Origin of the sequence: Stenotrophomonas sp. 2YAF22 (assembly GCF_052114665.1) — a bacterium.
GTDB lineage: Bacteria > Pseudomonadota > Gammaproteobacteria > Xanthomonadales > Xanthomonadaceae > Stenotrophomonas > Stenotrophomonas indicatrix.
In genome coordinates, this window is record NZ_JBFRFE010000232.1 from 1 (window position 1) to 5,910 (window position 5,910).

4 protein-coding genes and 1 riboswitch are annotated in these 5,910 nt (G+C 65.1%); of the genes, 3 read left to right on the forward strand and 1 reads right to left on the reverse strand.

Annotated features, from left to right (window positions below):
- Positions 1-490, reverse strand: a 490-nt coding sequence (locus tag AB4Y84_RS10900) for a BCCT family transporter (protein WP_442250122.1), incomplete at its 3' end; no start/stop codon positions are given.
- Between the two features lie 245 nt (positions 491-735).
- Positions 736-837: riboswitch (TPP riboswitch) on the forward strand.
- Between the two features lie 93 nt (positions 838-930).
- Here AB4Y84_RS10900 and thiC point away from each other — a divergent pair.
- The 3 genes from thiC to AB4Y84_RS10915 form a co-directional block, all read left to right on the forward strand.
- Positions 931-2,775, forward strand: coding sequence for a phosphomethylpyrimidine synthase ThiC (gene thiC, locus AB4Y84_RS10905; RefSeq protein ID WP_025874155.1), 1,845 nt, complete (start codon positions 931-933; stop codon positions 2,773-2,775).
- A gap of 101 nt (positions 2,776-2,876) precedes the next feature.
- Complete coding sequence (locus AB4Y84_RS10910; RefSeq protein WP_312107191.1) at positions 2,877-3,548, forward strand: ion channel; 672 nt, start codon at positions 2,877-2,879, stop codon at positions 3,546-3,548.
- 259 nt (positions 3,549-3,807) lie between these two features.
- On the forward strand, positions 3,808-5,910 hold a 2,103-nt coding region (locus tag AB4Y84_RS10915; protein ID WP_442250123.1), incomplete at its 3' end, for a winged helix-turn-helix domain-containing protein.

Here is a 5,910-nt window from a genome sequence, read left to right on the forward strand (position 1 = left end):
GCATATCGCTGACCAGCCCGCGCCCATTGCGGTTGAACTGGAACCAGGCCATCGCCAGGCCGATCAGTGCATAGATCGCCCACGGATGCAGGCCCCAGTGGAAGAACGCATAGCGCATCGATGCACGCGCGGCATCCATGCTCTGCGGTTCAATTCCTTCCGGTGGCTTGGTGAAGTGTGAGATCGGCTCGGCCGCGCCCCAGAACACCAGGCCGATGCCCATGCCGGCAGCGAACAGCATCGACATCCAGCTGGCGCGCGAGAACTCGGGCTCGGCGTCTTCGCCACCGATGCGCAGGTTGCCGAAGCGGCCGAAGGCCAGGTACATCAGGAACACCAGCGCCAGGAATACCACCAGCAGGTACAGCCAACCGACGCTGCGGATAACATCACCCAGCGCCGCCTGCACGACGGTATTGAAGGGGCCGGGCGCGAGGCCGGCGAGCAGCACCAGGGCAAGCACCAGTGCGATGGAAATGCGAAACACCATGAAGGAGCTTCTCCGATCAAGGGATTGAGGGGAGCGAGCGAAAGCTTGCAGGGAGTGGGCCGGCGAAAGTGTGCGCACCGGACAGGTACCGCTATGGCGGCAGGGAAAGCGCCGCGTGCAATGGTGCGGCGCGCGTGCACGTTACTGAATGCGACGTCACGGTTCTGTTAACGCAGGCGCGGTAGATCCGCGCCCTGCGTGGGCGATCGGCCAGGAGACCGAGTGGTTTCTATGCTCTAATGCCCACCAAGAAGCGGGGGTACCGCGGCCTTGTGGCCACGGTTGAGATAGTCCCTTGGAACCTGATCCGGCTCATACCGGCGTAGGGAAGCTTTGCAATGCAGCCGTACCCGGAACCTGCCCAAGGAGCGCTTTGGTGCCGTCCGGGCGCGGGGGCAGTGCGCCGCCGCTTCGTCCCTGACCTTCCTGGACGATGCCCGATGAACGCACAGCTCTCCGCCCTGCAGCAACAGGCCCAGCAACTCTCCGAGTCCGTGACCCGGCCCATACCCGGCTCGCGCAAGATCCACGTGCCCGGCTCGCGCCCGGATCTGCAGGTGCCGATGCGTGAGATCGCGCTGACCCGCACGCCCACCGTGTTCGGTGGCGAAGAGAACGCACCGGTCACCGTCTACGACACCTCCGGCCCGTACACCGATCCGGACGTGCGCATCGATCTGTCTGCGGGCCTGCCGGCATTGCGGCGTGGCTGGGTGGAGGAGCGCAACGACACCGAACAGCTCGACGGCCTCAGCTCCTCGTTTGGCCGCGCGCGCGAACATGATCCGAAGCTGGACCCGGTGCGCTTCCCCGCGCGCAGCCTGCCACGTCGCGCGCGGGCCGGCGCCAACGTCACCCAGATGCACTATGCGCGCCGCGGCATCATCACCCCGGAAATGGAATTCGTGGCAATCCGCGAAAACCAGCGGCTGGAAGCCATCCGCGATGCCGCACTGCTGCAGCAGCATCCTGGCGAGGCATTCGGTGCGTCGATCCAGCAGATCATCACCCCGGAATTCGTGCGCGAGGAAATCGCCCGCGGCCGTGCGGTGCTGCCCAACAACATCAATCACCCGGAAAGCGAGCCGATGATCATCGGCCGCAACTTCCTGACCAAGATCAACGCCAACATCGGCAACAGCGCGGTGTCCTCGGGCATTGCCGAGGAAGTGGAAAAGCTGGTGTGGGCGATCCGCTGGGGCGGCGACACGGTGATGGACCTGTCCACCGGCAAGCACATCCATGAAACGCGCGAATGGATCATCCGCAATTCGCCGGTGGCGATCGGTACGGTGCCGATCTACCAGGCGCTGGAGAAGGTCGACGGCCGCGCCGAAGCGCTGACCTGGGAGATCTTCCGCGACACCCTGATCGAACAGGCAGAGCAGGGCGTGGACTACTTCACCATCCATGCCGGGGTACTGCTGCGCTATGTGCCACTCACCGCCAGGCGTGTTACCGGCATCGTCAGCCGCGGCGGTTCGATCATGGCCAAGTGGTGCCTGGCCCACCACAAGGAAAACTTCCTCTACACCCATTTCGAAGACATCTGCGAAATCATGAAGGCCTACGACGTGACCTTCTCGCTGGGTGATGGCCTGCGTCCTGGCTGCATTGCCGATGCCAACGATGCGGCGCAGTTCGGCGAGCTGGAGACGCTGGGTGAGTTGACGAAGATTGCGTGGAAGCACGACGTGCAGACCATGATCGAAGGCCCCGGCCAYGTGCCSATGCAGCTSATCAAGGAGAACATGGACAAGCAGCTGCGCGAGTGCGGCGAGGCGCCGTTCTACACGCTTGGCCCGCTGACCACCGACATCGCACCGGGGTACGACCACATCACCAGCGCGATCGGTGCGGCGATGATCGGTTGGTTCGGCACTGCCATGCTCTGCTACGTCACGCCGAAGGAGCATCTGGGCCTGCCCAACCGACAGGACGTGCGCGACGGCATCATGGCCTATCGCATCGCCGCCCATGCTGCTGACCTGGCCAAGGGGCATCCGGGGGCGCAGGTGCGTGACAACGCGCTGAGCAAGGCACGCTTCGAGTTCCGCTGGGAAGACCAGTTCCACCTCGGCCTGGACCCGGAGAAGGCCAAGGAATTCCACGACGAGACCCTGCCCAAGGACGCGCACAAGCTGGCCCACTTCTGTTCGATGTGCGGCCCGCATTTCTGCTCGATGAAGATCACCCAGGACGTGCGCGAGTACGCAGAGAAGGGCATGCAGGAGAAGTCCGAACAGTTCCGTGCAGCCGGCGCCGAGGTGTACCAGCAGGGCTGATCGCAGAGGGGCAGTGCCGGGTCATGCCCGGCACCGTCCAGTCCCCCATCTCACAGCCTTGCCGTTATCCTCGCCCCAACGTTCCCTGGGGATAAGGAACCATGCCCATTGCCGTAACTACCCGCTGGCTGGCCATCGCCCGCCGTCACCCCTCTGCCTGGCTGCTCGGGGCACAGCTGCTGTCGGTACTGCTGTACCCGGCGTTGGACGAAACTGCTGCCGGGCGCGCGGCAGTAGGCATATTCGGCATGGCCGTGCTCGGCCTGGCCCTGTGGGTGGTGCAGCGCAGCCCGCTGGGGACATGGCTGGCGTTGGTGCTGGCCATCCCGGCGGTGGTGTTTTCCCTTTCGGCGGCCCTGCTCGACCGGCCTGCACTGGGCATCACCGCGCAGCTGCTGGAAAGCCTGCTGTATTTCTACACCGCCGGAGCGCTGATCGCTTACATGCTGCAGGACCACAAAGTGACGCGCGACGAGCTGTTCGCCGCCGGTGCCACGTTCACTCTGCTGGCATGGGCATTCGCTTTTACCTTTGCCGTATGTCAGCAGTGGTATCCGGGCAGTTTCCAGGGCGCCAGTGGCGGCGCGCAGCGCACATGGATGGAGCTGCTTTATCTGAGCTTCAGCTTATTGTCCGGGGTAGGTCTCAGCGACGTCGTGCCACTGCATCCGCAGGCCCGCGCGCTGGTAATGCTGGAGCAGTTTTCCGGCGTCATGTACGTAGCGCTGGTGGTTTCGCGGCTGGTTGGCCTGACCATGCTGAAACGCTTCTGAAAATGAACGCCAGATAAAAATATCGCGCCCAAAAGGGCGCGAATGATGATGCGTATTATGTGAATGCGTCGGCGAGAGAGAGCCTGATGTCGACCACGCGATAGGCGAGGTAACCCGCATAGGCTAATATCCGGAGGCTTCGTTTTTTTTGCGGTATGCGCCGATGCTTTGTGCGGAATCTGGCTTCTTGCTGTGCCAAGGATGGGAAGGGATCGATGGTGAACAGTGTTTGCGGCCTGTTTCAGCCCCATAGCAACGAATGATCAACAGCGAAATCCAGTCGCCTGAATCCGACCGCGTCCGCGTCGGTGAGTGCATCGTTACTTTGTCCTCGCGTGAGGTCGAAGTCGCCGGTGCCCGCCGTACACGCCGTTTGACGCCCAAGTCGCTGGGCGTGCTGCGCATGTTGATGCGGCAGCCGGGGCGGGTGGTGACCCGTGACGAGCTGTTCGCCGAAGTGTGGCCGGACACGCTGCCGACCAACGATGTGCTGACCCAGGCTGTTACCCAGCTGCGCAAGGCGTTCAGCGTCGACGACGACAATGGCCAGGCGTACATCGAGACCATTGCCAAGACCGGCTACCGCCTGCTGGTGCCGGTGCAGCCGTTGCCGGACCACGAGACCGATGCGATGGCTGTTGCAGAGGAATCGTCCGCACCGCAGTCGCCTGCGCCGAACGCCGTGGCCCCCGCAGCCGCGCCCGTGGTTGAACGCGGGAGCCGCCGCTGGCGCCGTCTGCGCCGTCGCCTGCTGCTGGCGCTGGGCGTGGTGATGCTGCTTGCGCTGGTGGTGTTGAGCGTACTGCTGCTGCGCCGCCCGGCGCCGGTGAATTCTCCGGTGGATGCGGCAGTGGAGAACGGCACGCGGGTGATCGGAAGCCCTGAGCGGCCGTATCGATTGATTACCGCGACGGCCGGTTTTGAGACCTATCCCACACTTTCTCCTGATGGATCGCAGGTCGCCTACGAAGGCGCCAACGACGATGGCACCGGCGGCAACGCCATCAAGGTGCAGACCTCCGGCAATGCGCCCGCGCGCCAGCTGCTTTCGCCACCGGCAGGTGCCAGCGACCGCTTCCCGAACTGGTCGCCCGATGGCCGCGAAATCGCCTTCGCCCGCTTTGGTGCCGATGCCAGCTGCCAGGTGCTGATCGCCAGCGCCACCGGCGGCGCCGTGCGCAAGGCCACACGCTGCGACGGCACCGAGCTGCTCAGTTTCGACTGGACGCCCGATGGCCGTGGCCTGGTCTTCGGCAGCATGGTCGGTCGCTATGCCCATCGCGGCATCCGCGTGCTCGATCTGGCCACCGGCCAATGGCGTGCGCTGGAGTACGCTGTCGACGAGGATGATTTCGACTACGCCCCGCGCTATTCCCCGGATGGCCGATGGCTGGTGTTTGTCCGCAACCCTCAGCTGGGCGATCTGTGGCGGATGCCTGCCAGCGGCGGCACGCCCGAGCAGTTGACCACCGAATCGGCCGAACTGCGTGGATGGGCGTGGCTGGGCGACGGTCGGCATATCGTGTTCGGTCGCCGCGTGGACAGCGAAGCACGCCTGTACTACCTCGACGTCGAGCGCCGCACATTGCGCGACGCTGGGCTCGACGATGCGCAGTGGCCGGCAGTGTCCCGCCGCGGCGACATGCTGGCGTTCGTGCATCGGCGCGCGCAGTTCGGGGTGTTCAGGATGCCCGCGCAGGGCGGTGCCGGTGAGCGCCTGTTCGCCTCCAGTGGCCGCGACGGGCAACCGATGGTGGCACCGGATGGGCGGCAACTGGTGTTCAGTTCCGATCGTTCCGGCAGCTTCGCCCTGTGGTGGGCCGACATGCAGCGGCCGGAGTCGCTGCGGCCGATCGAGGGGCTGAAGCCCGAGGCACGGCAGGCGCCCGACTGGTCGGCCGACAGCCGGCATCTGCTGGTGGTGGGCCGCGATGAGCATGGCGAAGCGGTTGTCTACGAGATCGCACCGCGCGATGAACAACTGCATCGCCTTCCGGTTCCCGCCGAGCAGCCATTGCAGGCGTTGTACGGCGCAGACGCGGAGCAGCTGCTGGTGGTTGAACGTGATGCCGACCAGCACACCCGCTTGAGCCTGTTCGACCGCAGCGCGCAGCCGTGGCGGCGGTTGGCCAGCCTGGAAGGCGTATCGCAGGCGCGTTTCGACCGCAGTAGCGGGCGGGTGCTGTTCACCCGGCTGGCAGCCGGTGGACTGTGGTCGGTGGACGCGGCGTTGACGCCTGCCAGCGTGCAGCAGGTCAGTGAGGACCGGCCCAGCCGTTGGCGCTACCGGACCTGGACGGTGGCCGGCAACGGCAGCATCGACTACCTCGGCAGCAGTGCCAGCTGTGGCACGACCCTGGTC